Origin of the sequence: Micromonospora sp. NBRC 107095, assembly GCF_030269705.1 — a bacterium.
Lineage (GTDB): Bacteria > Actinomycetota > Actinomycetes > Mycobacteriales > Micromonosporaceae > Micromonospora > Micromonospora parva.
The window spans coordinates 1867362-1893712 of record NZ_BSTU01000001.1 but is presented as its reverse complement, the minus strand read 5'-3'; the positions used below and the strand labels follow the sequence as shown (position 1 = coordinate 1893712).

Below are 26351 nucleotides of genomic sequence, written 5' to 3'. Positions count from 1 at the left end.
CCGCTGCACGTGGTAGGCATATCCAACATCGGTGCACCGGTAGTTGGTGTCGTTGTTGACCCCTGACATTGCGGCCTGAGTGGAACAGGTGACCAGCCCGACAGGCGTGTGAGGGTAGCTCGACACAAAGACCCAGGCCGCCTGAGCAGGCGAGGCGACGGCCACCAGTGCGGCAGTCAAGGCCACGGAAGTGATTGCGGTCCGGACAACAGTCCTCTTCATACCAGTCCCCGATTCCTCAAGAGCAATCAACGCCAACCAAAAGTATTCGAAGGACGTCAATTGCCTGCAACGTGTTAACGGTGATGAATTTTTATCACGGTCCCTCGGGGCGGTCAAGCGTGCGATGGGCGATGGTGGTTACCTGACACATCGGAGCACGTCACAGCGCCATCAAGGGACGGGGCAGCGGGATGACCCACGGCTGCGGTAGCATTCGACCTGACAGGGCTCGCCGCAACAATACTGTCCGCTCGGTTCGTGGTGCATTTTCCCTGACCGCGAGGGTTGCAAGTGTTTGGATCTTACGCTAGCGCTAACGTTATTCTTCGCCGGCATAGCAGTTTAGTGTCGCGCACGAGGTGGTGGGATCCCTCATAGTGCATGCCCGACGGCCTACACAGCAATCCCGGCCCCCTGGTCGAGCTGTGGTCGATTCTGCCAACGCCGGTCTTCCATTGCAGGCAACTCTGAACTCGTTACCCCAGGGGCATAACCCGGCCTGATCAATCGGGTGTCGACCATTCGCTTCTCCCCTAAGCGGGCAAGCGCTCAGGCCGTAACTACCGGCGCCGCCGCTCCCCAAAGTTGGCTAGTGTCGTGAGTCGTTAATTCAGCGGAAGATAGCAGGCTGTCGGTAGCCACATACCGCGGCCGAATTAACGACTCAGGACACTAGAGAGCCGAGCCTGGCCCGCTCGGCGGTGAGGCGCGCTGCGGCGACGGGAACACCGAGAGCGTGCCGTTGGGCATCTGCGTCTGGGCCGACCGGGGCAGCCTGGGCATGGTGGTGATGTACGTCAAGTCCGCCGACCAGGCCAAGGCCGAGTTCACCGCGATCCGGGGCCAGGTCGAGCAACAGTCCTGAGCCGTACGAGACAGTGGGCCCCGGCCACCCCTGTGGTGACCGGGGCCCACGCCGTACGTCGACTGTCAGGCCGGTTCGGCGACCTCCGACGCGGCCAGCGCTGCCGCCGCGGCCCGCGCCGCTGCCGCCGCCGCCCGCTCGGCCGCGTTGCCGAGCACACAGAACTCGTTGCCCTCCGGGTCGGCGAGCACCACCCAGCCACCGCCGGTCGGGCTGACCCGGTCGGCGACGAGCGTCGCGCCGATGCCGAGCAGTCGCTCGACCTCCTCGGCGCGGGTCCGGTCGGCGGGTTGCAGGTCAAGGTGCAGCCGGTTCTTCACCGTCTTGCCCTCGGGCACGGCGATGAACAGCACCTCCGGGCCGCCCGGCGGCAGGAGCATCGCCTCCGGGTCACCGGGGAAGTCGTCGGGCTGCCGGGGGCAGTCGAACACCTGCGCCCAGAAGCCGGCCAGCGCGTACGTGTCGGAACAGTCGATGCTGATGTTGTGGATCGTCGAGCTCACTGGTGGTCCTCCACGGTGGTGATGGCGACACGTTCGCCGGCGCTGCGGAGCACGCAGAACTCGTTCCCCTCCGGGTCGGCGAGCACCGCCCAGCCCGTTCCGTCGGCAAGCCGTCGGTCGGCGACCATCGTGGCCCCGAGGCCGAGCACCCGCTCGACTTCCTCGTCCCGGGTCCGGTCGACCGGTTCCAGGCAGATGTGGACCCGGTTCTTGGTCACCTTCTCCTCCGGCACCTCCTGGAAGAACAGGTGGGGGGTGGTGCCGCCCGGCGGCACCACTGCCGCCTCCGGATCACCGGGGGCGTCCTCGTCGTGCCGGGCGTAACCGAGCACCGCCGACCAGAAGCCGGCCAGGGCGTACGTGTCGTGACAATCGAAACTGATGTTGCGGATCCGTGGATACACGGGTGGTCCTCCATGTTCGGATGAGGACGCTCCGCCGCCCGGAGTCAGCCTGCGAAGACCAGGGGTGCGGAGCCTTGACTGGTGGACATCGACGCACCCCCCTTCACTCTCTGAGCTGACTCGGTGATCTTGCCAGCGGGTGAGCGTCGCGCGCAACCCCGTTCAGCCGGCGGCGGGCACCGCCGGGGTGTCCGCCGACGGCAACGTCACCGTCACCTCCAGACCACCGCCGGGCTGCGCGACCACCCGTACGGTGCCGCCGTGCGCGTCGCAGACCGCCCGGACGATGGACAGCCCCAGACCGGACCCGCGAGCGCCGGTGCGTTCCCGGCCACCGCGCCGGAACGGCTCGAACAGCCCCGGAACGTCGGCCTGGTCCACCTCGAAGCCGGTGTTGCCCACCACCAGCCAGGACCGTTCGCCGTCGGTGCCGGTGCGCACCCACAGCCGGCCGTGCAGGTGGTTGTAGCGGACCGCGTTCTCGATGAGGTTGCCGGCCAACCGGTCCAGCAGGCCGGGGTCGCCGACGACCGGCGCCGGCTTCAGCGACGTCTGCACCCGCAGGCCGATCCGTTCCACCTCGCGGCGCATCGCCGACAGGGCGTTGGCGGTGCCGGCGGCGAGGTCGCACTCCGTCCGCCGACCCAGCCGCCGACCGGCCTGTGCCTCGCTGCGCGCCAGCACCAGCAGCGCGTCCACCAGGCTGTTGGCCCGCTCGGAGGCGTCCCGGACCACAGTCGCCATCCGCCGGTACTCGGCGGCGTCCGCCTCGTCGTCACTGAGCGTCACGTCGATCTCGGTGCGCATCACGGCGAGCGGGGTACGCAGCTCGTGCGAGGCGTTCGCCACGAAACGTTTCTGCGCCTCGAACGCGGACGCGATCCGGTCCAGCATGTCGTCGAACGTCTTCGCCAGCTCGGCCACCTCGTCGTCGGCGCCCGAGTAGCCGATCCGCTGGTCCAGGGTCGCCTCACCGAGCCGCTGCGCGGTCGCGGTGACCTGGTGCAGGGGGCGCAGCGCCCGACCCGCCACCGCGTACGCCCCGGCCACCCCGACCACGCTGATCGCCAACAGCGCCACCAGGCCCTTGGCCAGCAGCTCCCCCGAGGCGGCGTCGACCAACTGCCGCTGCCACTCGCCGGCGTCCAACTCCCGGCCGTCGGAGAGCAGCACTGTCGTGCCGGGCACCAACTCGTCGGTGGGGCGCAGCGCGTCGCGGACCAGCAGCCACGCCAACAGCACCAGGATCGCTCCGGCGCCGATCAGCAGCACCCCGTTGAGCACTGTCAACCGCAACCGCAGGGTGGGCCGCAACCGGCGACTCACCGTGCCACCTCGGTTCGCGACTGCGGGGCTCGCACACCCGGCTCACTCCTCGCGCTCACAGATTTACCTCGGCGGTGCGGTAGCCAGCGCCGACCACCGTCTCGATCAGCGGCGGGTCGCCGAGCTTCTTGCGCAGGGTCATCACGGTGACCCGGACGATGGTGGTGAACGGGTCGGTGTTGGCGTCCCAGACCCGTTCCAGCAACTCCTCACTGGAGACCACCGCGCCGCGCGCCTTGAGCAGCTCACTGAGCACCCCGAACTCCTTGTTGGTGAGGTCCACCGGCACTCCGGCGCGGGTGGCCACCCGGCGGGCCGGGTCGAGCACCAGGTCGGCCAGTTCGAGCACCGGCGGCGCCGCCGGGGTCGCCCGCCGGCCCAGCGCCTGCACCCGGGCGACCAACTCGTCGAAGGCGAACGGCTTGGGCAGGTAGTCGTCCGCGCCGAGCTGCAACCCCTCCACCCGGTCGGCCACCGTGCCGCTCGCGGTGAGCATCAACACCCGGGTCAGCGCACCGGAGGCCGCCAGGTCCGCGCAGATCTGATCGCCGTGCACGCCGGGCAGGTCGCGGTCGAGCACCACCACGTCGTACCGGGTGACGAAAGCGGCCTCGTGGCCGGCGTCGCCGTCGTACGCCACGTCGACGGCCATCCCCCGCTTGCGCAACCCGCGCGCGATCGCGTCGGCGAGGTTGCGCTCGTCCTCGACCACCAGTACCCGCATCCCGGCCTCCTCGCTGCTGACCACCGACAACCTAGTGCCGCCCGGCAACCATCGTCCCCCGCCGCGGGCACCGGTCGGCGTTGCGGGCCTCCGCCGCGTACGCGATGCTGGCCGGCGGCACCGAGCGACGGACGGACCTGGCATGACCACTGCGGCACCGACCATCCGGCGGGACATCGCCTACCGGGGTTTCCACCTGCCGGCCGACACGGCCACCGGCAGCGGCGACGGCCTGCGCGCCGGTGATCGGGGCCTCACCCTCGACGGCGGTGACCAGCGGGGCACCTGGACGTCGCCGCCGGTGCCGGTCGGCTTCGCCGTCGCCGAGGTGGTGCCGTCCTGGACGGCGGACACCCCGGACGGCTGTTGGATCGAGGTCGACCTGCGCGGTTGGCACGCCGACGCGCCCAGCACCGACTGGTACCGGCTGGCCCGCTGGGCCGCCGGCGACCACACGGTACGGCGCACGTCGGTGCCCGGCCAGCGTGACAGCGTCGCCCGGGTCGACACCGACACCCTGATCGTCACCGGGGCGACGGTCACCGGTTGGCAGGCGCGGGTGACCTTGTGCCGGCCCGCCGGCAGCCCGACCGGCCCGGTGCTGCGCAGCGTCGGCGCGGTCGCCACCGGGCCGACCTCGACCGACCAGCGGCACGAGCGGGAACCCGCCTCGACCGCCGCGCGTGGGATCGTGCTGGACGTGCCCCGCTACTCGCAGCGGCTGCACGCCGGCCAGTACCCGCAGTGGGGTGGTGGCGGCGACTCCTGGTGCAGCCCCACCTGCACCTCGATGGTGCTCGCCTACTGGGGCGCGGAGCCGACACCGGACCACTACGCCTGGGTGCGGCCGTCCGGTCCCCGACCGGTGGTGGTGCACGCCGCCCGACACTGCTACGACCACGCGTACGCCGGGGCCGGGAACTGGCCGTTCAACACCGCGTACGCCGGCCTGCACGGGGTGGACGCGTTCGTCACCCGGCTGCGGTCGCTGGTCGAGGCGGAGGCGTTCATCGCCGCCGGCATCCCCCTGATCGTCTCCGCCGCGTTCCGGGCCGGCGAGGTGCCGGGGCTCGGGTACGACACCGGAGGGCACCTGATGGTGCTGGTCGGCTTCACCGCCGACGGTGATCCGGTGCTCAACGACCCGTACGCCCCGGACGACGACGCGGTCCGCCGTACCGTGCCTCGGCAGGGGTTCGAGGCGGTCTGGCAACGCGGCAGCGGCGGGGTGGCGTACGTGCTGCGACCCGCGTCGGTGCCCCTGCCCCCGTCGCCGGCCCAGGCCAACTGGTGATCAGTCGGTCAGTTTCCAGAGCTGGTACGCACCGGGCGCGGCGACACTGCACACCAGGTAACCGGTGACCGCCTGACAGTCTCCGGTGGCACGGGGCAGCACGTCCACGACCCGTGTCTTCGCGGCGCCGACGTCCAACTCGCCGACGAGCACCCCACCGTCGGGATGCCGACGGATACCGACCAGCCGGCCGACACCGAGTTGGTACAGCTCCCACCGGCCCAGGTCGGCCAGCTGCCGGCCGGTCAGCGCGTCGAGCACGATGTACTGCTCCAGCGGCCCGATGCCGCTGATGTTGGCCATCAGCCGGCCGTCGGTCGACCAGGCCCACCCCCACCGGCTGCTGCGCCAGCGCACCTCGCCGGTCGCCGGATCGAGTGCCTGCAACTCGTTGTTGCCGGTGCGCAGACACAGGACGGGGCCACAGTCCAGCGTGAAGTCGACGTTGACCCGGGTGCGGGTCCAGCGTCGGTCGAGCCGGTCCACTCCGTACGCGGTGACCGTGCCCGAGCCCCTGTCGACGGCCAACAGCAGGTCGTCGATCAGGTCCAGTCCGATCGGACCACGGTCGGGCGGGCGCAGGTCGGCACGGGCCAGCACCGCCCCGGTGATCGCGTCGCGTACCTCGACCGGCCCGTCCAACTGGTTGAGCACCACCCGGTCCACTCCGCGCTCGCTGCCCCGCACCGTCACGTCGGCGGTGACGCCCGACAGCTGCCAGCGCACCGTGCCGCAGCACGGATCGACAGCCCGCACGCTGGACGGTTCGGTCTCGCCGCCGCTGCGCAGCAGCAGGTTGCCGTCGGTCAGCTTGGTGACGGTGCCCGGCTGCTGCCAGCGGTACGCCCCGGTCGCCCGGTCCAGCGCGATGGTGCGGGTCTCCCGACCCTCCGGGCCGATCTCGTACCCGGTGGTCAGCAGCATCCCGTTCAGCGACGTCATCCCCCAGTACCGGGCCTCCGCCGACAGCGGCACCTGCCAGACCGGCTCGCCGTCGGGCAGCCGGTACGCGGCCAACCGCCCCTGCCGCCTCGGACTCGTCGGCTCCATCACCAGCAGGAGGTCACCATCGATCATGACGTCGGATCCGGGCCTGGCCGGCAGCGTCACCGGGGCCGGGCGCGAGGGCGACACCGCGCCGCCGGCGAGCGTGACCAGCCCGAGCAGCACGACCAGCGCGCAGCGCACCGTTCGACCGTGGGCGCGGGGCGGGCGGGGCAGCGGGTCCGGGTCCGGGCCGTGCCGCAGTACGCCGAGGTCGATCACCGAGTCGCTCACCGCGTCAACCTCCACAGGGCGGTCGTGCCGTCCAGGCGCTGGCAGAGCAGCACCGGCAGGGACGCCTGGCAGCTGCCGGCGATGCCGGGCAGCACGTCGACGATCCGCGCTCGGCCGGCCACCAGGTCGAGTTCGGCGACGACCATCCGACCGTCGTCGCCCCGCCGTACACCGACCAGCGGGTCGTCCGCGCCGAGCACGGGCATCAGGCTCCACCCGCCCAGGTCGGTCCGGACCTGCCCGGTCGCCGCGTCCCGCACCGAGTACCCCCGGCCGGGCACGGCCATCAGCAGCCGGCCGGACCGGACGTCGGCCAGCACGTCCTGGCCCGGTTCCGACCAGCGCACCGCCCCGGTGGCCGGGTCGAGCACCTGGAGGCCGCCGGTCTGCGGGACCGCGCAGAGCAGACCGCCGCAGTCGAGCACGTGCGACACCAGCGTCACCTCGGCCGTCCACAGTGGTGCCAGGTTGGCCAGCGTGAAGCTCACCAGCCGGGTGCTGCCGGGCGGGACGAGCAGCAGCAGCTCGTTGACGACCTGCACCCGCTGATACGCCGACCGGTCGCCGGGCAGCGTGTCGATGCTGCGCAACAGCTGGCCGCTGCCGGCGTCGTGCACCTGCACCTCGCCGGTCGGTTGCAGGAGCACGAAGAGGTCGACCCGGCCCGCCCGGTCGTGGTGGTAGGTGGGGCTGGCGGCCGGCGGAATCGGCACCGACCAGAGCACCCGGCCGGTGTCGGGCGCGACACCGCTCACCGCGCCCGACCCGTCCTCCCGTGCGTCGGTCAGCAGCAGGCCGCCGTCCGCTGTCGGTTGCAGCGACCCCGGATGCTGCCAGCGTTGCCGGCCGGTCGCGGCGTCGAAGGCGGTGGTCTGGAACACCCGGTTCGGGGCGCTGACCGCCGTGGCCAACACCAACCCCCGCTCGACCCGGACGTCGAGGTAGTCACCGGTGCGGGCCACCGGAGCCTGCCACCGCCGTCGCACGGCGGCGCCGGTCGGTGCCGGCTGGGCGTACGCGCTCAGGTACCGGTCACCGTCGGGGATCGGCGGATCGACCACGAAGACGCTCTCCGCGGCCAGGTACGCCGTGGCCGTCCGGGACGCCGGCACCACACTCACCGTGCGCTGCGCCCACGGGGCGGCGGCGGCCAGCACCACCAGGCTGAGCAGCAGCACCGCCGCACCGTGCAGCGGGCGAGCGGCGGCACGCGGGCCGCGGACCGGCGGCGCCGACGTGGGCTCGTCCCGAACCTCGCCCAGCTCGATGATCGACAACGACCGTCCTTCCGTCACCAGGTGAGGCTGGCCGACGGGTCACCGTCCGGCAAACCGACCGTCAGCGCACCGGCCCGGCAAAAGCGACGGAACCCCGCCTGTACGATGGCGCGTCGTGGCTGTGCCGGTGGTAGACCCTTCGCTGAATCCCCTGACCGACGCCGACCCGGCCGAGGTGGAGCCGACACGGCGGCCTCGACGCCGTCCGGCCCGAACCGACCTGTTGGCCCTCGGAGCCTATGTGCTGCTGGGCGTCTTCGTCTGCCTCAACTACTGGGGTGACGTCAACGGTCGGGTCTCCTCGCACCTGCCCACCGATCACAGCTGGTTCGAGTGGTTGTTCGCGCACGGCGCGTACTCGGTGCGCCACCTGGAGAACCCGCTCTTCACGGCCCGGCAGAACGCCCCGGACGGGGTGAACATGATGGCCAACACCTCGCTGCTCGGGGTGACACTGCCGCTGGCTCCGCTGACCATGCTGCTCGGCCCCCAGGTGATGTACGCGCTCTATCTGGGTGCGGCGCTGGCGGCCACCGCCGGCACCGGGTACTGGATGCTCTCCCGCCACCTGGTGCGTTCCCGGGCGGCGGCGTTCGTCGGCGGCGCGTTCCTCGGCTTCGCGCCGGGCATCATCCACCACGCCAACGGCCAACCGAACTTCGTGTCCAACTTCCTGCTCCCGCTGATCGTGGTGCGGGTGCTCACCCTGGCCGAGCCGGGCCGGTGGCGGCGCAACGGGCTGGTGCTCGGGGCGCTGGTGGCGTACCAGATCTTCATCAACGAGGAGATGTTGCTGCTCACCGCGCTGGCCTGCCTGGTCATCGTGCTGGCGTACGCCGTGCAGCGGCCGCGGGCCACCCGGGCCGCCGCCGGCACGTTCCTGGCCGGGCTCGGCGTCGCCGGTGGGCTGGCCCTGGTGCTCACCGCGTACCCGATCTGGTTCCAGTTCAACGGCCCGCAGTCCTACCGGGGCCTGCAGGGCGGCGTGTTCCACAACTGGGGCGAGGACCTGGTCGCCTTCGTCACCTTCGCTCGGGACACCTGGGCCGGTAACCCGGAGGTGGAGAAGACCATCGGCCTGACCGAGCAGAACACCTGGTTCGGTTGGCCGCTGGTGCTGCTCTCGCTGGTGGCTCTGGTGCTGCTGGTGCGCCGGTCGCTGGCCGCGCGGATCGTCGCGGTGCTCATCGTGGTGTTCAGCGTGGCCGCGATCGGGCCGTGGGTGCGTTTCAACGGTGTGGAGACCGACATTCGCGGCCCGTGGTCGTACGTGTCGGACGACCTGCCGCTGGTCGAGATGATGATGCCGACCCGGTTGACGCTGGTGGTCGCCGCCGCGGTGGGCGTCCTGCTCGCGTTGACCTGGGACGCCGCGTACCGGCAGGGACGCCCGGTGGCCGACCGGCCGAGGGTGCCGGCCCAGCGCGCGGGCGACGCGGCCCCGGCGGCGTCCGCCGACGAGCCGGCCGCGCCGGTCGCCGCGCGCCGTCGGTGGCTGCGCCCGGTGGGGTACGCGGCGGTCGCCCTCGCCGTGCTGCCGCTCTTCCCCCGGCCGCTGCCCGCCCAGCAGATCGACCCGCCGCCGCACTTCATCAGCGCGGGCGGTTGGCGGCCGTACGTGCCGGCGGGCCGGACCCTGGTGCCGGTGCCGATCCCCAGCAACGTGCACGGCCTGCCGACGCTGCGCTGGAGCGCGCTGACCGGGCAGGAGTTCCCTGTCCCGGGCGGCTACTTCATCGGCCCGAACGAGCTGGGCGAGGGGGTCTTCGGCGCGCCGAACCGACCGACCAGCTCGCTCATCTACTCCACCATGGACAAGGGCGCGGTTCCGGAGCTGACCGACGAGAACCGCCGCCAGGCCATCGAGGACCTGCGGTTCTGGCGGGCGTCGGTGGTGGTGCTCGGGGCACACCCGCGCGAGGCGGTGCTCCGCGAGCTGGTCACCGGCCTGATCGGGCCGCCGCAGCGGGTCGACGACGTCTGGGTCTGGGACGTCCGCCCGCTGGTGGGTTAAACGCGCTCCCGCACGTCCCACACCCACCCGCCGTCGACCGGCCGACCCGGGCCGAGCAGGTCGTCGACAGTCCGGCGGACCGGGTCGCCGTGCTCCAGCTGACCGAGGACGACCACTGCCGCCCGCCAGTGCCGCAGGTCCTCGATGGCCTGTCGACGGTCGGCGTCGCTGAGCGGTGGCACCGCGCCGGTCTCGGCCACCCGGCGCAGCAGCACCGAGGTGGGCCGGTCCGGCGCGCCCCAGCGGGCCGTCGGGTCGTCCGGGCCACTGGGGCCGATGAAGTAGCCACCAGGCGCGGGGAACGCCAGACCGGTACGGGCCGACCAGAGCATCACCGGGCTGCGCCCGGCACCGGTGACCGGTGGCACCGCGACCACCGTCCGGCCGGGCGGCACCAGCGCACGCCAGTCGCCGTCGGCGACGAACGCCGGCACCGGCGCGACCGGCACCACCCGGATCGGCGTCGGCGCCAGGGGCAGCAGCGCGGCGGCCACCGCCCCGGCCCACAGCAGCCGTACCGGCAACCCCGGCGCGGGCGCCGGGTGCGCGGCGCGGACCCGGTCCACCGAGAGCGCCACCAGCACACCCAGCACCGGTACGCAGACCAGCGCGAACCGGGCCGGCACCGCGAGGTCGAGCAAAGGCAGCTCCGCGACCAGTCGGTACGGCCCCGGAAGGCCGGTGGCGTTGCCGTTCAATCGCACCGTCGTCCCGAGCGAGAGCAGGGCGAAGACCACGGCGCAGCCGGCCAACGCCCGGACCAGTGCCCGTCGCCACAACCAGATCACGATCACCACGGCGAGCACCAGCAGACCCGGGCCGAAGAACGAGTTCTCCTCGGTCGGGTTCGGCGAGAGCAGCCCCGGCAGCCAGTCGTCGCCCAGCACGGTCTGCCGGGCCGACGCGGTGAACGAGGCGACGTCCAGCTGGAAGCCCTGCGTGGCGAACGCCATCCCGGTGTAGTGCTGCGGACCGTGGAACTGGAACCACAACGGGTACGCCAGCGGAACCGCCGCCACGCCGGCCGCCACCGCGAGCCGACCGAAGAGGGCCGGCGCGTGCCGCCGCGCGGCAACCCGGTCGGCGAGCGCGTACGCCAGCGCGAAGACCCCGGCCGCGAGCACCAGGAAGACCAGCACCTCCTCGCCGATGAAGACCTGCCAGACGAGCAGCAACCCGAGGCCGACGCCGGGCCGCCACACGTCGTCCCGTGCGACTCCCGAGGCGGGCCGGAACACCAGGGCGAGGATCGCCGGCACCAGGAACTGCGCGGCGATGTGCAGGTGGGCGCCCGCCTGAGCGACCATGCCCGGGGCGAAGCCGCAGATCAGCCCACCCACCGCAGCCGCGGCCCGGGTGCCGACCAGCCGACGGCGCAGCAGCACGTACCAGGCGACGGCCGTCCCCGCGAGGCAGCAGACGACCGCCACGCAGAACGCCACCTGCGAGCCGAGGAGCAGTGTGACCGGGGTGAGCGGGACGCCCAGGCCGAGCACCGAGGTGTTCGCCATCAGGTTCACCCCGTCGGGCGCGTTCAACCCCGTGCTGAACAGCGGGTTCTCCCCCGCGACCACCGCATGGGCCGCGTGGGCCAACATCCACTCGAAGAGGATCTGGTCACCCGCCTGGTGGAACAACCGCCACGGGTGACCCCACTGCCCGCTCGTCACCACCACCGCGAGGCCCAGATAGCCGGCCACCACCAGCGCGTCCCGAAGCCAGGCCGGACGGGACGTGCCGACCGTCGCCGGCGACAGGGGGTTCGGGGACGTCGTCCCGGCGGTCATCAGACCGAACGGTCGCTGAGCGCCCGGACGTCCCAGACCCAGACATCCAGCTCCTGGCGGCCCGGGCCGACCAGCTCCTCGACCGTCCGCCGCAGCGGCTCGGCGTTCTGCTGCCGCACCGGCAGCACCAGGATCGCCGCCCGCCAGTGCCGCAACTCGTCGGTGAAGCGCCGACGCTGCCGGTCGTCGAGCTTGGGCGTACGCCCGGTGGTCGCCACCTCCTCCAGCATCTGGCCCACCCCGCTGGGGCGACCGCCGAACCGGCCCGGGTCACCGGTGTTGCCGTTGCGGGGCGCGAGGAAGTAACCGCCGGGGATCTTGAAGTCGAGGTTGGTGGCCGCCGCCCAGCGCATGCCGTGCGTGTTGCCCATGCTGGGCACCGGGATCGGCACCAGCGTCTGATCCGGCCCGACGTACGCCCGCCAACGATCGGCGGTGATGAAGTCCGGCACCGGGGGCCGGGAGACCATCCGCAGCGGCATCGGTGCGATCGGCAGCAGCGCGAAGGCCAGGCCCGCGGCGGTGAGCACGCGGACGGTACGGCGGTCGGCCGGGCGCAGCGCCCAGGCCCGCTCGACGGCGAGAGCGAGCAGCAGACCGATCACCACGCTGGTGATCAGACCGAACCGGGTCGGCACCACCGCGTCGAGCAGCGGCAGATGGACCAACCACTCCCACGGCCCGGTGATCAGCTCCCGGTCCCACCAGGAGACCCGCTCGCCGAGGGAGAGCACGGCGAAGAACAGGCCGGTCACCGCGAGCGCCCTGACAATCAGCTCCCGGCGCAGCCAGACCACGATGCCGATGGCGAGCATCGACAGGCTCCAGCCGAAGAAGGCGTTCTCCTCGGAGTAGTTCGGCGCCAGGTTGGCGTTGGCTCGCTGGTTGCCGCCGAGGGTGGGCGAACCGGGGGCGAAGAAGGCGGCGATGTCGTTGCCGTAGTCCTGCACCGCGTCGCTGAGCCCGTGGTAGGCCATCGGCCCGGCGAACTGCACGTAGAGCGGGTACGCCAGCAGCGCCCCGGCCAGCAGGGCGCAGGTCAGCACGCCGGCGCCCAGCGGCCGCCACGCCGCCCGCCACCGGGCCGGCTCCTGGGCGAGCACCGCCAGCAGGAAGACACCGCAGGCCAGTGCCGTGAAGAGCAGGATCTCCTCGTTGATGAACGCCTGGATGGTGACCAGCACGGCGAGCAGCGCCCCGTCGCGAACCGGCCTACCGGAGCGGGTGAGCACCAGCACCCGCCACACGATGAACGGCAGCAGAAACTGACTGATGATGTTCGGGTGCCAGCTGGCGTGCGAGAGCATCGCCGGCGAGAACCCGCAGAACCAGCCGCCGACCGCCGCCGCCAGCGGGGTGCGCACCAGGTGGCGGGAGAGCATGAGGTACCAGGCCATGGCGGTGCCGGCGAGGCCGAGCGTGACCAGCACCACGAAGGAGACCGCCGGTCCGAAGAGCAACGTCACCGGGACCATCGGGATGCCCAGCGCCAGCACCGCCGTGTTGGCCATCAGGTTGACGCCGTCGGGGTAGTTGAACTGCTCGGTGTAGAACGGGTACTCGCCGTGCAGCACCACGCGTACCGAGTGGGCGAGGAAGAACTGCACCTGAGCCGGGTCACCGGTGTAGAGCGAGGCCACCCGGCCGGACGGGTCCAGCCAGATCCGGCTGGTCACCCAGAGCGCGGCCAGCAGAAACAGCCCGCCCACCGCCAGGTGCTGCCGCCGCCGGGTCCACCGCACCCCTGTCGACACCGCGCCCCCGGCCGGCGCTTCGGGCTCGGCCGGAACTTCGGGCGCTGCCGGTGTTCCAGGCTCTGCCGGCGCCTCGGACTGTGCCGGCGCTTCGGGCGCTGCCGGCGCGTCGGGCTTTGCCGGTGTTTCGGGCGCTGCCGGGGTCTGCGCCGGGTCCGTGGTGGGGGCGGTCAGCGCGGGCGGGCCGGTCAAACGGCCGACAGGTGTGCGGTAACTCACCAGGTCGGCGGAGTCGGCTGCCGCCTCCGTGTGCGGCGCGGGCAGGGCGCGGGACTCGGCAGGCGTCACAGTCGGCGGAGTCTACCGGAGCAACCAAAACGCCCTAAAGCCCCGGTGGTGTCCATTGTGGCGGATCGGGTGACGGCCACCTGAGGCACCGCACCGGACATCTCGTACTATGGCGCTTTCCGACAGCGACGGCGAGGCGATCGGGGGCGGGCCAGGTGACTCCAGGCCGTCGGTACGGCAGGGCGCTTCCCGTCCTGCTGAGCGCGCTGCTGGCAAGCACGGCCTGCGGTCCGGTGGCCGAGCGGAAGCCGCAGGACCTGCGGGTCGGGTACGACAGCCTGGACGGCGCGCTGACGGTGTGGCCGCCCCGCGGCGACCTCTCCGGCGACGCCGCGGCGACCGCGGCGGTCACCGCCGCCGTGCGGGACTGGCGGTCGCCGGCCGACGACCGCGCGCACCTGCCCTCGTCCGGCATCCTCTTCTCGGGTCGCGTCGACGGCGCCCCGGTGGCGCTGGTGGCCGCCGACGTGCCCGGCGAAAGCGCCTCCTGGCTGCTGCAACTGACTCGCGAAGGTGACCGGTACGAGGTCACCCGGGCCGCCGAGTACACCGACCCCGGTTACCTCGTCTACTCCGACGTGCTGCCCGTGCAGACGACCGGCGGCCGGCGCTACCTGGTGTCGGCGCGGGTGCAGACCCTCCTCGGGCCGCAGGACCGGGCGTTGACCATCGCGGACGGCCTCAGCGCACCGGTCGATGTGCCGTCCTGCACTGCCGTCGGCGTGACCGCGACCCTGCGCACCACGGAGTCGCTGCCCCGTGGGCGGGCCGCCGACCGGCTGCTCGACCTGGGCACCGGCACCGCCGATCCCCGTTACCCGCTGGTCCGCGACGAGTCCGGCACCGGCCGGCGTGCGCTCACCGGTCTGGACACCTGCGCGCTGGCCGGCGACCGGGGCCCGTTCGGCAGCATCCCGCGCCGGATCGGCGACCGGGACGCCCCACGCTCGGTGCCGACCTCCTGGCCGATGGCGAAGCTCACCGTGCGCTCGCTCGGCGAAATCGCGCTCGGCGGCGGCGAGGCGGCCGAGTTGCAGCAGCTCAGCTGGGACACTGACGCCGGCGCGATGACGGCGGTGATCTACCGACCGGCCGACGGGAGCGCAGCGGTCGTCTCACCCGCCGACCGGGCCACCCCGTTGCAGGCCTACCAACTGCCGGTGCCCGGCCAGCCGCTGGTGGTGTTGAGCTGGCGGCCCACCCGGGACAGCTCGCTGTCCGTCCCGCCGGGCACTCCCCTGCTGGTCGAGCGCCCCGGCCTGGCGGTCATCCCGACCCCGTCGCGCTCCCAGACCTACAGCCTCGCCAACAACGACAAAACCCACTACCGCTCAATCTCCCCCCGCTAACCCCACCCCACCCCCACCCCACCCCACCCCACCTCCCTTACCCCCCACCCCCTCGCCCCCTCTCCCGCCCCGCGATCTTGCACTTTCTGCGGCGACAAATCGGGGCTCAAGGGGCATTACGTCAACCGAAGGTGCAAGATCGGCGAGCAGGACGAGGGCGAGCAGGGCGAGGGTGGGTAGACGCGACGGCGGGCGCCCCGTGCGGCGGCGCCCGTCGTCGTGTGCGGGTCAGTTCTGTGCGGCCGCGTCGCTGGCGGTGAGGCGGTCCGGGGTGGCGTCCAGGCTGGAGATCCAGCCGGTGACGTCGCGGGCCACGTCCTGGGCGGTCAGGCCCAGGTCGGCGAGGATCTGCGCGCGGGTGCCGTGCGGGTGCCACTCGGCCGGCACACCCAGGTCCTTGAGCGGCACCCGGACGTCGGCGTCCCGCATCGCCTGGGCGAGCGCGTCACCCACACCGCCGACCCGGACACCGTCCTCGACGCTGACCACGAGCCGGTGGCGGGCGGCCAGGTCGACCAGCTCCGCCGGGACCGGACGCACCCAGCGCGGGTCCACGACGGTGACCCCGTAGCCCTGCTCGGCGACCCGGGCGGCCACCTCCATGCCCAGTTGGCCGAAGGAGCCGACGGCGACGAGCAGCACGTCGGTACGGGCGGACTCGGCCAGCACGTCGACCGGGCCGACCCGGCGCAGCGCCGGCAGGTCCGCGGCGACGGTGCCGGTCGGGAACCGCACCACTGTCGGGCCGTCGTCGACGGCCAGCGCCTCGCGCAGCTCCTCGCGCAGGGTGGCGGCGTCGCGGGGTGCGGCGATCCGCAGCCCCGGCACCACACCGAAGACCGACATGTCCCAGATGCCGTAGTGGCTGGGGCCGTCCGGGCCGGTGATGCCCGCCCGGTCCAGCACGAAGGTCACCGGCAGCTTGTGCATCGCCACGTCCAGCAGGACCTGGTCGAAGGCGCGGTTGAGGAAGGTGGCGTAGACAGCGACCACCGGGTGCAGCCCGCCGAGCGCCAACCCGGCCGCCGAGGTGGCGGCGTGCTGCTCGGCGATGCCCACGTCGTACACCCGCTCGGGGTACTTGCGGGCCAGCTTGGCGATGCCGGTCGGCTCGGCCATCGCGGCGGTGATGCCCACCACGTCCGGACGCTCGTCGGCGACGGCGAGCAGCTCGTCGGCGAAGACGTGCGTCCACTTCACCGCCGGGGCGGCCAGCAGCGCGCCGGTCTCCACGTCGAAGGCGCCGCCGGGGCCGTGCAGGCAGTCCGCCTCGTCCTCCTCGGCCGGGCGGTAGCCGTACCCCTTGCGGGTGACGGCGTGCACGATCACCGGGCCGCCGAAGTTCTTGGCCGCGCGCAGCGCCGCCTCCACCGCCGCCACGTCGTGCCCGTCCACCGGGCCCACGTACTTGATGCCGAGGTCCTCGAACATGGCCTGCGGGGCGACCGCGTCCTTGATGCCCTTCTTGACGGCGTGCAGCACCTCGTACATGGGCTTGCCGACCAGCGGGGTGGAGCCGAGGGCGTCCTTGACGGTGTCGAGGACCTTCTCGTAGCCGGGGTTGAGGCGCAGTGAGGAGAGGTGGTCGGCCAGGCCGCCGATGGTCGGCGAGTACGACCGGCCGTTGTCGTTGACCACGATGACCAGCGAGTTGCCGGCGGTGGCGATGTTGTTCAGCGCCTCCCAGCACATGCCGCCGGTCAGGGCGCCGTCGCCGACCACCGCCACCACGCTGCGCGCCTCGCCCCGCAGGGCGTACGCCTTGGCCAGGCCGTCGGCGTAGGACAGCGCGGTGGAAGCGTGCGAGTTCTCGATGAGGTCGTGCTCGCTCTCGGCCTGGCTGGGGTAGCCGGAGAGGCCACCGCGCTGGCGGAGCTTGTCGAAGCCGGCCTGACGCCCGGTAATGATCTTGTGTACGTACGCCTGGTGGCCGGTGTCGAACAGGAGCCGGTCCCGGGGGGAGTCGAAGACGCGATGCATGGCGAGCGTCAGCTCGACCACACCGAGGTTGGGCCCGACGTGCCCGCCGGTACGGGACACCTTGGTGATCAGGAAGTCCCGGATCTCGGCGGCGAGGACGTCCAGCTCCTCGCCGGACATCCGCTTGACGTCCTGCGGACCGCGAACCGTCCCCAGCAGCCGGCCGTGGTTGGCCGTGTCCTCTTCAACACTCATGACCGGAGAGTCTATCGGCCGCCCGGTACTCCGCAGCTCGGCCCGAGCCCCGGCCACCCGGGCCGGACGGGGAGTTGGCGGCTGAGCAACCGGTCAGGCGCCGTCCCGCTGCCCTCGGGTGGCCGGTGACACTCCCGCTCAGGCCGGCGGGAGCAGCAGCCCGACCTGCTCGACGTGCTGGGTCATCGGGAACAGGTCGAAGCCCCGCAGCGCCGCCAGCCGCCACCCGAGGTCGGCGAAGGTGCGCACGTCCCGCGCGAACGCAGCCGGATCGCAGGCCACGTACGCGACAGCCCGCGGGCCGGCGGCGGCCAACGCGCGGACCACCGGGGCGCCGGCCCCGGAGCGCGGCGGGTCGAGCACCACCACGTCGACCGGGCCGGTGATCCGTCGGCGGGCCAGCGCGGTCTCCACCCGCGCCGCGACCACCTCGACGGTGGGCAGGTCGGCGAGGTTCTCCCGGGCGGCGGCGACACCCTGCGCCGCCGCTTCGACAAGCGTCACCCGCCCGGTCGCGCCGACCCGTGCGGCCAGCCCGGCGGCGAACAGCCCCGCACCGCCGTAGAGGTCCCAGGCGATCTCGCCCGGCTTCGGATCCAGCATCTCCAGCACCGCGGTGGCGAGGGTGTCCGCCGCGGCCGGGTGCACCTGCCAGAACGCGGACGCGGGCAGCGTCCAGTCCCGTCCGGCGGCGACCTCGCGGACCTCGGTCGGGCCACTGACCGGGGTGGGCGATCCGTCGCGCAGCTCGGTGACTGTCACGTCCCCGCCGGTGCTGGCGACGGTCTCCACCGCCTCGGCGGCCGGCCAGCGCGCGCCGGTGGGGGTGAGCACCGGCAGCTCCTGGATGGCCGGGTGGGCGATCCGGCACCTGTCGATCGGCACCACCTCGTGCGAGCGGTGCTTGAGCAGTCCGGCCCGGTCCGCGCCGTCGACCGCGAAACGGACCCGGGATCGCCAACCCAGCAGCCCGCCGGGCAGCGCCTCGACCCGGACGCCGAGCTCGTCGAGTTCGGCGTCGGTGAGCCCGCCGAGGCGGACCAACTGCTCGCGCACCACGGCCGTCTTCCAGGCCAACTGTGCGGCCGGGGCCACGTGCTGCAGGTCGCAGCCACCGCAGGCGCCCGGCTTCGCGTACGGGCAGGGTGGCTCGACCCGGTCGGGTGAGGGGTCCAGCACGGTCACCGCGTCGGCCCGGACGAACCCCTTGTGCACCTCGGTGACCTCGGCGATGACCCGTTCGCCGGGCAGCGCGTGCCGGACGAAGACCACCTGCCCGTCCACCCGGGCCACGCAGTGCCCGCCCGGGGCGACCGCGTCGACGGTCAACTCGACCCGGTCCGTCTCGGCCAGACCCCGCTCGGCGGCCGAGGAACCCGACGGCGACGGCGTCCGAGGTGTCGCGGTCCGACTGCCCGGCTCAGTCACTGGTGTTCCCCCTCGTCGCACTACTTCCGCGCTGCTCACCCTCGCCGGACGGCGCGGAGACCACCGGCGGCACGGCGACCGGTGGTGGGACGGCGCTGCGCGGCCCGCGCGCCGGGGTCCGGGACAGCGTGGCGTCCAGCCGGTCCAGGTTCTTGCTCGCCGTCGACGCGAGCTGCCACGGCACGCTGACCACCATCACCCCCGGTTCGAAGAGCAGCCGGCCCTTGAGGCGCAGGGCGCTCTGGTTGTGCAGCAGGTTCTCCCACCACCGGCCGACCACGTACTCCGGAATGAACACGGTGACCACGTCCCGGGGCGACTTGCGGCGGGTGGAGGCGACGAAGTCCAGGATCGGACGGGTGATCTCCCGGTACGGCGAGTCGATCACGGTGAGCGGGATGGCCATCTCCCGGCGCTCCCATTCGGCCTGCAGGTCCCGGGTGTCCGACTCGTCCACGTTGACGGTCACCGCGGTCAGCGTGTCCGGCCGGGTGGCACGGGCGTAGGCGATGGCCCGCAGCGTCGGCTGGTGCAGCTTGCTGACCAGCACGATCGCGTGGTTGCGGGCGGGCAGCACGGCCCGGCCCTCGTCCGGCGGGGTCAGCTCCACGGCGATCCGGTCGTAGTGCCGGCGGATGGCCAGCATCAACACGTAGATCACCGCCATCGCGGCGATCGCGATCCAGGCGCCGAGCAGGAACTTGGTGATCAGGACGATCACCAGCACCGTGCCGGTCATGCCCGCGCCGAACGTGTTGATGGCCCGCGACCGGTGCATCCGGCGACGCGCCTCCGGGTCCCGCTCGGTCCGCAGGTGCCGGTTCCAGTGCCGGATCATGCCGGCCTGGGAGACGGTGAACGAGACGAACACCCCGACGATGTAGAGCTGGATGAGTCGGGTCACCTCGGCCTGGAAGCCGACGATCAGCACGATCGCGAAGAGGGCCAGGAAGACGATGCCGTTGGAGAACGCCAACCGGTCGCCCCGGGTGTGGAACTGCCGGGGCAGGTAGCGGTCCTGGGCGAGGATCGAGCCGAGCACCGGGAACCCGTTGAACGCGGTGTTGGCGGCCAGGAACAGGATGAGGGCGGTCATCCCGGCCACCACGTAGAGCAGGATCGACCCGGACCCGAAGACCGTCTCGCCGAGCTGGGTGGTGACCGTCTTCTGCACGTACCCCTCGGGGCCGGCGACGATCTGCAGGCCCGGATCCTCGACGAACTGCAGGTGGGTCAGCCGGGCCAGCCAGATGATGCCGACCAGCATGCTCACCGAGATGCTGCCGAGCAGCAGCAAGGTGGTGGCGGCGTTGCGGCTCTTCGGCGCCTTGAACGCCGGCACCCCGTTGGAGATCGCCTCCACGCCGGTGAGCGCTGCGGCGCCCGAGCTGAACGTCCGCAGCAGCAGGAAGATGAGCGCGAAACCGGTCACACTGTGCTCGGCCTGGATGACCAGGTCGGCGCTCGGCGCGCGGAGTTCGTCACCCAGCACGAAAACCCGGAACAGCCCGGTGAGCAGCATCCCGCCCATCACGATGACGAAGCCGTAGGTGGGGATGGCGAACGCCGTGCCCGACTCGCGCAGACCGCGCAGGTTGACCGCGCTCAGCAGGACCACCGCGCTCACCGCGATCAGGACCTTGTGGGTGGCCACGAACGGCACCACCGAGCCCAGGTTGGCCACCCCGGAGGAGACCGACACCGCTACCGTGAGCACGTAGTCGACGAGCAACGCGCTGGCCACCCCGACGCCGAATTTCGGGCCCAGGTTGACGGTGGCCACCTCGTAGTCGCCGCCACCGGACGGGTAGGCGTGCACGTTCTGCCGGTAACTGGCCACCACGGTGAGCATGACCACGACCACGGCCAGGGCGATCCACGGCGAGAAGACGTACGCGGAGGCGCCGGCGATGGACAGGGTCAACAGGATCTCGTCGGGCGCGTACGCGACGCTGGACAGCGCGTCGGAGGCGAAGACAGGCAGCGCGATGCGCTTCGGCAGGAGGGTGTGCTGCAGCCGGTCGGACCGGAACGGTCGACCGAGCAGGAGCCGCTTCAGCAGCGAGGTGGGACTGGCCACGAACGCCAAGGGTACGACCACCACGGCGGAGGCGCGGGGGTGGGCGATCACGGCCGCACGGCACGGCGGGGTACGGTCGGTCCCCGCTCGCGACCGGGACGTGGCAGGCTCGCACTCGGAAGGCCACCGGCAGCGGGAGTGGTGCGCACCTTGGGAGGGACAGCGTGCACGTCGTGATCATGGGGTGTGGTCGGGTCGGGTCGACCCTCGCCCACAGCCTGGAGTCCCGAGGGCACTCGGTGTCGGTGATCGACCAGGACGCCGACGCCTTCCGCCGGCTCGGCCCCGACTTCGCCGGGATCACGGTGACCGGGGCCGGTTTCGACGGCGAGGTGCTCCGGCAGGCCGGCATCGAACGCGCTGACGCCTTCGCGGCGGTGTCGAGCGGCGACAACTCCAACATCATCTCGGCCCGGCTGGCCCGCGAGACGTTCGGCGTGTCCCGGGTCGCCGCCCGCATCTACGACCAGCGCCGGGCGCAGGTCTACGAACGGCTGGGCATCCCCACCGTGGCGACGGTGCGGTGGACGGCGGACCGGATGCTGCGACACCTGGTGCCGGAGGGCAACGTGGAGATCTTCCGCGACCCCACGAGCACCGTGTCGATCGTCGAGGTGCCGGTGCACAAGGACTGGATCGGTCGACCGGTGCGGACCCTGGAGGACGCGGCCGGAGCGCGGGTGGCCTACCTGATCCGCTTCGGCATCGGCACGCTACCCACCGGCTCCACCGTCCTGCAGGAGGGTGACCAGGTGTTCATGCTCGTCAGCGACGACATCGTGGCGACGGTCACGTCGGTGGCGGCGACGGCGCCGGAAGGAGGGCACTGACCATGCGAGTCGCCATCGCGGGCGCGGGCAACGTGGGCCGCTCGATCGCCCAGGAGTTGATCGACAACGGCCACCAGGTGATGCTGATCGAGCGCCAGCCCAAGATGCTGCGCCCGGACCGGGTGCCGGCCGCCGAGTGGGTGCTGGCCGACGCGTGCGAGCTGACCAGCCTGGAGGAGGCCGACGTCGCCGGGTGCGACGTCGTGGTCGCGGCGACCGGCGACGACAAGACCAACCTGGTGCTGTCGCTGTTGGCCAAGACCGAGTTCGCGGTGCCCCGGGTGGTCGCCCGGGTCAACCGGGCCGAGAACGAGTGGCTGTTCACCGAGCAGTGGGGCGTGGACGTCGCGGTGAGCAAGCCGCGGGTGATGGCTGCGCTGGTCGAGGAGGCGGTCACCGTCGGCGACCTGGTCCGGCTGATGACCTTCCGGCAGGGCGAGGCGAACCTGGTCGAGATCACCCTGCCGCCGACCGCCCCGTACGTGGGTCAACCGATCCACGCGGTGCCGCTGCCCCGTGACTCCGCGCTGGTGGCGATCCTGCGCGGCAAGCGGGTCCTGGTGCCGAGCCCGGACGACCCGATCGAGGCCGGCGACGAGCTGATCTTCGTCTGCACCGCCGAGGTGGAGGACGAGGTCCGCGCGGTGATCCTCGGGGCGGACAGCGTCGAACGGACCCGCGGCTCCCGCTGACCGCAGGGCCGCGCTGAGCGGCCGGGTGGCCCGGCCCCGTCAGGCGCTGGGCAGCGGGGCCGGCGACGGCTCCCGGGTGACCCGGCGAACCGTCCAGACCGTGATCAGCAGCAGCAGCGCGTACGGCGGGTAGCCCAGCGCCAGCCGGGCCACACCCAGCGCGGTGTCCTGGTGGGCCAGGTAGAGCCCGGCCTGCACGCCCACCTTGGCCAGCCAGACCACACCCCAGAGCACCGTGAGCTGGGTGAAGGTGCGGACCAGCTTCGGGTCGCTGCGCCACTCCGAACGGCCCTTGGCGACCAGCACCGACCAGATCCAGCCCACCAGCGGCTGCCGGATCGCGGCCGAGATCAACAGGGCGACGCCGTACCCGATGCCGTAGAGGATGCCGGGGAGGTAGAAGTCACGTTCGTTGCCGGTGCGCCACGCGATGGCCGCGCCGACACCGACACCGAAGAGCCCGTTGACGGCGTGCCGGACCGGCCGGCGTTGAGCCAACCGCACCACGGCGATCAGCACCGCGACGGAGACCGAGGCGATCACCGCCGGCCGCAGCTCGCCGATGATGTTGGCGAGGACGAAGACGACGACCGGGATGCTCGACTCGACCAACCCGCGCCAGCCGCCGAGCTGGTCGGCCATCTGCTCGGCGATCGTCGGCAGCCGCTCCTCGTCCTGAGGGCCCGTCTCGGGCTGTGCCGCCCGGTCCTGTCCCGTCGTCATCGCCGGCCTTCCGTCCGCAGTGTCGTCACTTGGGCGAGTCCAGCTCGTAGTAGGGGTTGTAGATGACCTTGCGGTCGTCGCGCACCGCCACCCGGCCACGGGCGGTCAGGTGCCGGCCCGGCTCGATCCCGGCGATGTGCCGCCGACCCAGCCAGACGAGAGTGACCACGTCACTGCCGTCGTACAGGTCGGCCTCGAGGGTGGGCAGATTGGTGCGCGGGGTGTAGACCACGGTGCGCAACCGACCGGCGACCGAGACCAACTGCCCCCGGGAGCACTGCTGGGCGGGGACCCCGCCACACTCGGCGCTCTCCCGACGCAGCTCCTGCGCCTCGATCTCGGCCTCGCTGGCGGTGAACCTCTGCAGGATGCGCCGCAGCGACACCCGGCTCTCGTCGGCCGTCATGACCTCCGCGTCACCCTCTCCACGCTCGCCGTTCCCGGCCGGCCCCGGCGGCGCCGGAACCGTCCCGCCAGCGTACGCCGACGGGGCTGGTTCCGGCGGGCCGGTGCGCGCGGGTCAGACCTGACGCGGCGCGGCGGCGGCGTCGCCCGCCTCGGCCGCAGCCTGGTCGGCGACCTCCCGCGGCAACCGCAGCGGCAGCGGCTCGCGGACCGGCTTCGCCTCCTGCCCACGGTCGACCACCAGGCCGTCCAGGCACTCGACGAGCGGCCCGCCCAGGGCCGGGTCGGTGGCCACCGGGCCCTGGAACACGCCACGGACCATCCAACGCGGCCCGTCGATTCCGACGAACCGCAGGTTCGTGGTGCCGTCCTGGGTACGCACCTGGGCGTGCAGCTCCGGGCCGTACTCGCCGGCGACCTCCTGCGCGCTCGCGCCGTCGCGGAGCAGCGACTGCCGGATCTCCTCGCGCACCTCGTCCCAGATCCCCTCGGACCGGGGTGCGGCGAAGACGCCCAGCTGGAGCGCGTTGTCGCCGTGCACCAGCACCACCTGCTGGATCACACCCTGCGGGTCGGCCTGCACCCGCACCTCGACGTCGGCGATCGCCGGGATGTGCAGGCTGCCGAGGTCGAGGCGCTGCACGTCGTCGTAGCTCTCGGAGATGTCGTACGGGCCGCGCTCCAGCGTCGGCGCCGCATCGCCCTGGTCCGGGACCTGGGTGCCCCGCTCGTCACGGGTCTGCCGCTCGGCGTCGGCCCGCTTTCGGGAGAAGATCACTGCGCCTGCCCTCCGCTGTTCACACTCACCCTGCCACCTCTTCCGTCTGCCCGCGGCCCGGCTCGTTCGGCCGCCGCTCGACCCGGTCCTGGCCCGTCGGCGACGGCACCAGCCCGGCGTGCCCACCGGTGGACCCGTGTCCACCGGTCCCACGCCGGGACGCGGGCAGCTCGACCACCGGCTCGAACCGCGCCCGTGCGACCTGCTGGACCACGAGCTGCGCGATCCGGTCGCCGCGGGAGATCTTCGCCGGCACATCCCGATCATGATTGATCAGGTTGACCAGGATCTCACCCCGGTAGCCGGCGTCGACCGTACCGGGCGCGTTGAGCACCGTCACGCCGAGCCTGGCCGCCAGACCGGAGCGCGGATGGACCAGGCCCACGTACCCCTCGGGCAGCGCGATGGCCACCCCGGTGGGCACCAGGGCACGACCACCGGGCGGCAGCTCCACGTCCGCGGCCGCCACCAGGTCGGCCCCGGCGTCGCCGGGATGGGCGTACGTGGGCAGCGGCAGCTCGCTGTCGAGCAGCTGCACGGGCACGGGTACGACGTCGGTCACGGGTCCCCTCTTCCGTCCGGTTCGCGGGGTGACCCTGCCATCCTGCCGGTTCGTCGCGCCGCCGTGCGCCGTACCCTCGCAGGAGTGAGCATGTCGTCCTCCCCGTCCGCCGATCAGCCGGCCGTCGCCGCCCGTGCGGCGTACGCCGAGCGGCTGGATCTGCCCTGGTGGCTGTGGCTGGCCGGGCTGGTGGCCGCCGCGTTGCTGGCCGTCGAGATCTGGATGGGCGCCTCCGGCGTCCGCGCCTGGCTGCCGTTCGTCGTGCTGGTGCCGCTCACCGCGGCCGGGCTGTGGTGGCTGGGCCGGATCCGGGTCGGGGTGGCCGATGGCGAGCTGCGGGTGGACGACGCCCGCCTGCCGGTACGGTTCGTGGCCGACGTGGTGCCGCTGGACGTGGCCGGCCGACGTGAGGTGCTCGGCGTCGGCGCGGACCCGCTCGCCTTCGTGGTGCAGCGACCGTGGATCGGCGGCGCCGTGCAGGTGATTCTCAACGATCCGGCGGACCCGACCCCGTTCTGGGTGGTGAGCACCCGCCACCCGGTCGAGCTGGCCGAGGCGGTGCTGACCGCACGCGACGCCCTGACGCCGTCCCACCCGACGGCGGGCGAGCTGGCCTGACCCGACGGCCGGAAGGTCCGCTCAGACCGGACGACGAAGGCGGGCTCAGGTGCCGGCCCGGACGGCGGAGGCGCGCTCAGGTGCCGGTCGGCGGGCCCGGGAGGGCCGTCGGTGGCGCGGGCCGGGCGATGCCCCGCCGACGCAGGTCGACCTGGAGTTGTTCGGCCATCTGCTGAGTGGCCCGGCGGTTGAGGAAGCTGGCCACCGCCGCGCCGGTCAGGAACGGCCCGAGCGTGGTGAGGTTGCGACCGAACCGCCGCAGCAGCATGTCGCGAAGTTCCTTGCGGGCGGCGGTGCCGAGGATCGCTCCCACTCCCACGCCGGGCACCATCGGGTTGACGCCCCGCTGGGTGGCCCAGGAGTGCACCAGGGCGACCGCCCGTTGGCTGCCGCCGGTCGGTAGGGCCACCCCGTGGATCTCGTGCAGCTCGCCCACCAGTTTCAGCTCCACCGCCACCACGGCCACGGTCTCGGCGGCGAGCAGCACCGGCGCGGAGAGCAGGGTCGGGGCGACTGTCCACTCGACGGCGGCGACACCCCCGCCGGCCGCGCCGATCGCGGCGGTGGTCCTCGACGCGTTGCGGATGAGCCTGTCGGCCAGGGCGGCGTCGTCCAGGCCGGGGAAGTGCCGGCGCAGGGCGTCCAGGTCCCGTACCGGCACGTGCGGGGCGATCTCGGCGACGGTGTCGACCATCCACCGCACGGCGGCGCGGGGCTTGAACAGGTCGGAGACGCCTCGTGCGCGGGCCTGCCCGACCATCCGGGTCAGCAGTTGGCGGCGCCGGGCCGGCTCGATGTCGTCAGCTGTCAACGCCGCGACGGTGGCACCGAGGTCGTCCGTGCCACGGGTGGCACCGAGGTCGTCCGTGCCACGGGTGGCACCGAGGTCGTCCGTGCCACGGGTGGCACCGAGGTCGTCCGTGCCACGGGTGGCACCGAGGTCGTCCGTGCCACGGGTGGCACCGAGGTCGTCCG

At 72.6% G+C, this 26351-nt stretch carries 23 protein-coding genes; 7 read left to right on the top strand and 16 right to left on the bottom strand.

The window, feature by feature from the left end; translation table 11 throughout:
- The first annotated feature begins 958 nt into the window (after positions 1-958).
- Complete coding sequence (locus tag QSK15_RS08895) at positions 959-1087, top strand: hypothetical protein (RefSeq protein WP_280940617.1); 129 nt, start codon at positions 959-961, stop codon at positions 1085-1087.
- Positions 1088-1152: 65 nt separating this feature from the next.
- Here QSK15_RS08895 and QSK15_RS08890 read toward each other — a convergent pair whose 3' ends face one another.
- The 4 genes from QSK15_RS08890 to QSK15_RS08875 form a co-directional block, all read right to left on the bottom strand.
- Complete coding sequence (locus QSK15_RS08890) at positions 1153-1590, bottom strand: VOC family protein (RefSeq protein ID WP_051708917.1); 438 nt, start codon at positions 1588-1590, stop codon at positions 1153-1155.
- On the bottom strand, positions 1587-1994 hold the full coding sequence (locus QSK15_RS08885) for a VOC family protein (RefSeq protein WP_285793700.1): 408 nt from the start codon (positions 1992-1994) through the stop codon (positions 1587-1589). The genes QSK15_RS08890 and QSK15_RS08885 overlap by 4 nt, the downstream gene beginning before the upstream one ends.
- A 162-nt stretch (positions 1995-2156) precedes the next feature.
- Positions 2157-3320 carry a sensor histidine kinase gene (locus tag QSK15_RS08880; protein ID WP_051708918.1) on the bottom strand — a complete coding sequence of 388 codons (1164 nt, stop codon included), beginning with the start codon at positions 3318-3320 and terminating at the stop codon, positions 2157-2159.
- 55 nt (positions 3321-3375) lie between these two features.
- The gene (locus tag QSK15_RS08875) at positions 3376-4044 is read right to left on the bottom strand and encodes a response regulator transcription factor (RefSeq protein WP_030338119.1); all 669 of its coding nucleotides are present in this window, start codon (positions 4042-4044) and stop codon (positions 3376-3378) included.
- A 142-nt stretch (positions 4045-4186) separates the two neighbouring features.
- Between QSK15_RS08875 and QSK15_RS08870 the strand changes: the two genes are divergently transcribed.
- Positions 4187-5338, top strand: a complete 1152-nt coding sequence (locus tag QSK15_RS08870) for a C39 family peptidase (protein WP_285793699.1) — start codon at positions 4187-4189, stop codon at positions 5336-5338.
- Here the strand turns inward: QSK15_RS08870 and QSK15_RS08865 are convergent, their stop codons facing one another.
- Positions 5339-6616, bottom strand: coding sequence for an outer membrane protein assembly factor BamB family protein (locus tag QSK15_RS08865; protein WP_285793698.1), 1278 nt, complete (start codon positions 6614-6616; stop codon positions 5339-5341).
- Positions 6613-7911, bottom strand: coding sequence for an outer membrane protein assembly factor BamB family protein (locus QSK15_RS08860; protein ID WP_285793697.1), 1299 nt, complete (start codon positions 7909-7911; stop codon positions 6613-6615). The genes QSK15_RS08865 and QSK15_RS08860 overlap by 4 nt, the downstream gene beginning before the upstream one ends.
- Before the next feature lie 103 nt (positions 7912-8014).
- On the opposite strand from QSK15_RS08860, the gene QSK15_RS08855 reads away from it, so the two are divergent.
- Entirely contained in the window at positions 8015-9907 is a 1893-nt protein-coding gene (locus QSK15_RS08855) for a DUF6311 domain-containing protein (RefSeq protein WP_285794366.1), read from the top strand.
- Here QSK15_RS08855 and QSK15_RS08850 read toward each other — a convergent pair.
- Positions 9904-11694 (bottom strand): DUF6311 domain-containing protein, encoded by a 1791-nt coding sequence (locus QSK15_RS08850; protein WP_285793696.1) that lies wholly within the window; start codon positions 11692-11694, stop codon positions 9904-9906. The two genes, QSK15_RS08855 and QSK15_RS08850, sit on opposite strands and share 4 nt — an antisense overlap.
- On the bottom strand, positions 11694-13448 hold the full coding sequence (locus tag QSK15_RS08845) for a DUF6311 domain-containing protein (protein WP_285794365.1): 1755 nt from the start codon (positions 13446-13448) through the stop codon (positions 11694-11696). Before QSK15_RS08845 ends, QSK15_RS08850 begins: the two co-directional genes overlap by 1 nt.
- A 443-nt stretch (positions 13449-13891) precedes the next feature.
- Here QSK15_RS08845 and QSK15_RS08840 point away from each other — a divergent pair, with 443 nt between their 5' ends.
- Entirely contained in the window at positions 13892-15085 is a 1194-nt protein-coding gene (locus tag QSK15_RS08840) for a hypothetical protein (RefSeq protein ID WP_435817714.1), read from the top strand.
- 228 nt (positions 15086-15313) lie between these two features.
- Here the strand turns inward: QSK15_RS08840 and dxs are convergent, their stop codons facing one another.
- From dxs to QSK15_RS08825, 3 genes are all read right to left on the bottom strand, one after another.
- Complete coding sequence (gene dxs, locus QSK15_RS08835; protein WP_210866650.1) at positions 15314-17260, bottom strand: 1-deoxy-D-xylulose-5-phosphate synthase; 1947 nt, start codon at positions 17258-17260, stop codon at positions 15314-15316.
- A 138-nt stretch (positions 17261-17398) separates the two neighbouring features.
- The gene (locus tag QSK15_RS08830) at positions 17399-18613 is read right to left on the bottom strand and encodes a class I SAM-dependent RNA methyltransferase (protein ID WP_285794363.1); all 1215 of its coding nucleotides are present in this window, start codon (positions 18611-18613) and stop codon (positions 17399-17401) included.
- 67 nt (positions 18614-18680) lie between these two features.
- On the bottom strand, positions 18681-20768 hold the full coding sequence (locus tag QSK15_RS08825) for an APC family permease (RefSeq protein ID WP_285793695.1): 2088 nt from the start codon (positions 20766-20768) through the stop codon (positions 18681-18683).
- A gap of 164 nt (positions 20769-20932) precedes the next feature.
- On the opposite strand from QSK15_RS08825, the gene QSK15_RS08820 reads away from it, so the two are divergent.
- Both QSK15_RS08820 and QSK15_RS08815 read left to right on the top strand, forming a co-directional pair.
- Complete coding sequence (locus tag QSK15_RS08820) at positions 20933-21598, top strand: potassium channel family protein (protein ID WP_285793694.1); 666 nt, start codon at positions 20933-20935, stop codon at positions 21596-21598.
- Between the two features lie 2 nt (positions 21599-21600).
- A complete protein-coding gene (locus QSK15_RS08815) occupies positions 21601-22290 on the top strand; it encodes a potassium channel family protein (RefSeq protein ID WP_285793693.1) in 690 nt (229 codons plus the stop codon).
- Positions 22291-22329: 39 nt separating this feature from the next.
- On the opposite strand, the gene QSK15_RS08810 is transcribed toward QSK15_RS08815, so the two are convergent.
- The 4 genes from QSK15_RS08810 to dut all read right to left on the bottom strand — a co-directional run bounded on the left by QSK15_RS08810 (position 22330) and on the right by dut (position 24758).
- Positions 22330-23013, bottom strand: coding sequence for a DUF3159 domain-containing protein (locus tag QSK15_RS08810; protein WP_285793692.1), 684 nt, complete (start codon positions 23011-23013; stop codon positions 22330-22332).
- Positions 23014-23038: 25 nt separating this feature from the next.
- Positions 23039-23419: an OB-fold nucleic acid binding domain-containing protein gene (locus tag QSK15_RS08805; protein ID WP_285793691.1), complete on the bottom strand. Its 381-nt coding sequence runs from the start codon at positions 23417-23419 to the stop codon at positions 23039-23041.
- 114 nt (positions 23420-23533) lie between these two features.
- On the bottom strand, positions 23534-24196 hold the full coding sequence (locus tag QSK15_RS08800) for a DUF3710 domain-containing protein (RefSeq protein WP_285793690.1): 663 nt from the start codon (positions 24194-24196) through the stop codon (positions 23534-23536).
- Positions 24197-24221: 25 nt separating this feature from the next.
- Positions 24222-24758: a dUTP diphosphatase gene (gene dut, locus QSK15_RS08795; RefSeq protein WP_285793689.1), complete on the bottom strand. Its 537-nt coding sequence runs from the start codon at positions 24756-24758 to the stop codon at positions 24222-24224.
- Positions 24759-24842: 84 nt separating this feature from the next.
- Between dut and QSK15_RS08790 the strand changes: the two genes are divergently transcribed.
- On the top strand, positions 24843-25376 hold the full coding sequence (locus QSK15_RS08790) for a DUF3093 domain-containing protein (RefSeq protein ID WP_502889523.1): 534 nt from the start codon (positions 24843-24845) through the stop codon (positions 25374-25376).
- Between the two features lie 76 nt (positions 25377-25452).
- Here the strand turns inward: QSK15_RS08790 and QSK15_RS08785 are convergent.
- On the bottom strand, positions 25453-26351 hold an 899-nt coding region (locus QSK15_RS08785; RefSeq protein WP_285793687.1), incomplete at its 5' end, for a hypothetical protein.

Coding starts and splice junctions, on each gene's coding strand:
- QSK15_RS08875 (WP_030338119.1), bottom strand. CDS start 4,044: ATGCGGGTACTGGTGGTCGAGGACGAGCGCAACCTCGCCGACGCGATC.
- QSK15_RS08870 (WP_285793699.1), top strand. CDS start 4,187: ATGACCACTGCGGCACCGACCATCCGGCGGGACATCGCCTACCGGGGT.
- QSK15_RS08850 (WP_285793696.1), bottom strand. CDS start 11,694: ATGACCGCCGGGACGACGTCCCCGAACCCCCTGTCGCCGGCGACGGTC.
- dxs (WP_210866650.1), bottom strand. CDS start 17,260: ATGAGTGTTGAAGAGGACACGGCCAACCACGGCCGGCTGCTGGGGACG.
- QSK15_RS08815 (WP_285793693.1), top strand. CDS start 21,601: ATGCGAGTCGCCATCGCGGGCGCGGGCAACGTGGGCCGCTCGATCGCC.
- QSK15_RS08810 (WP_285793692.1), bottom strand. CDS start 23,013: ATGACGACGGGACAGGACCGGGCGGCACAGCCCGAGACGGGCCCTCAG.
- QSK15_RS08805 (WP_285793691.1), bottom strand. CDS start 23,419: ATGACGGCCGACGAGAGCCGGGTGTCGCTGCGGCGCATCCTGCAGAGG.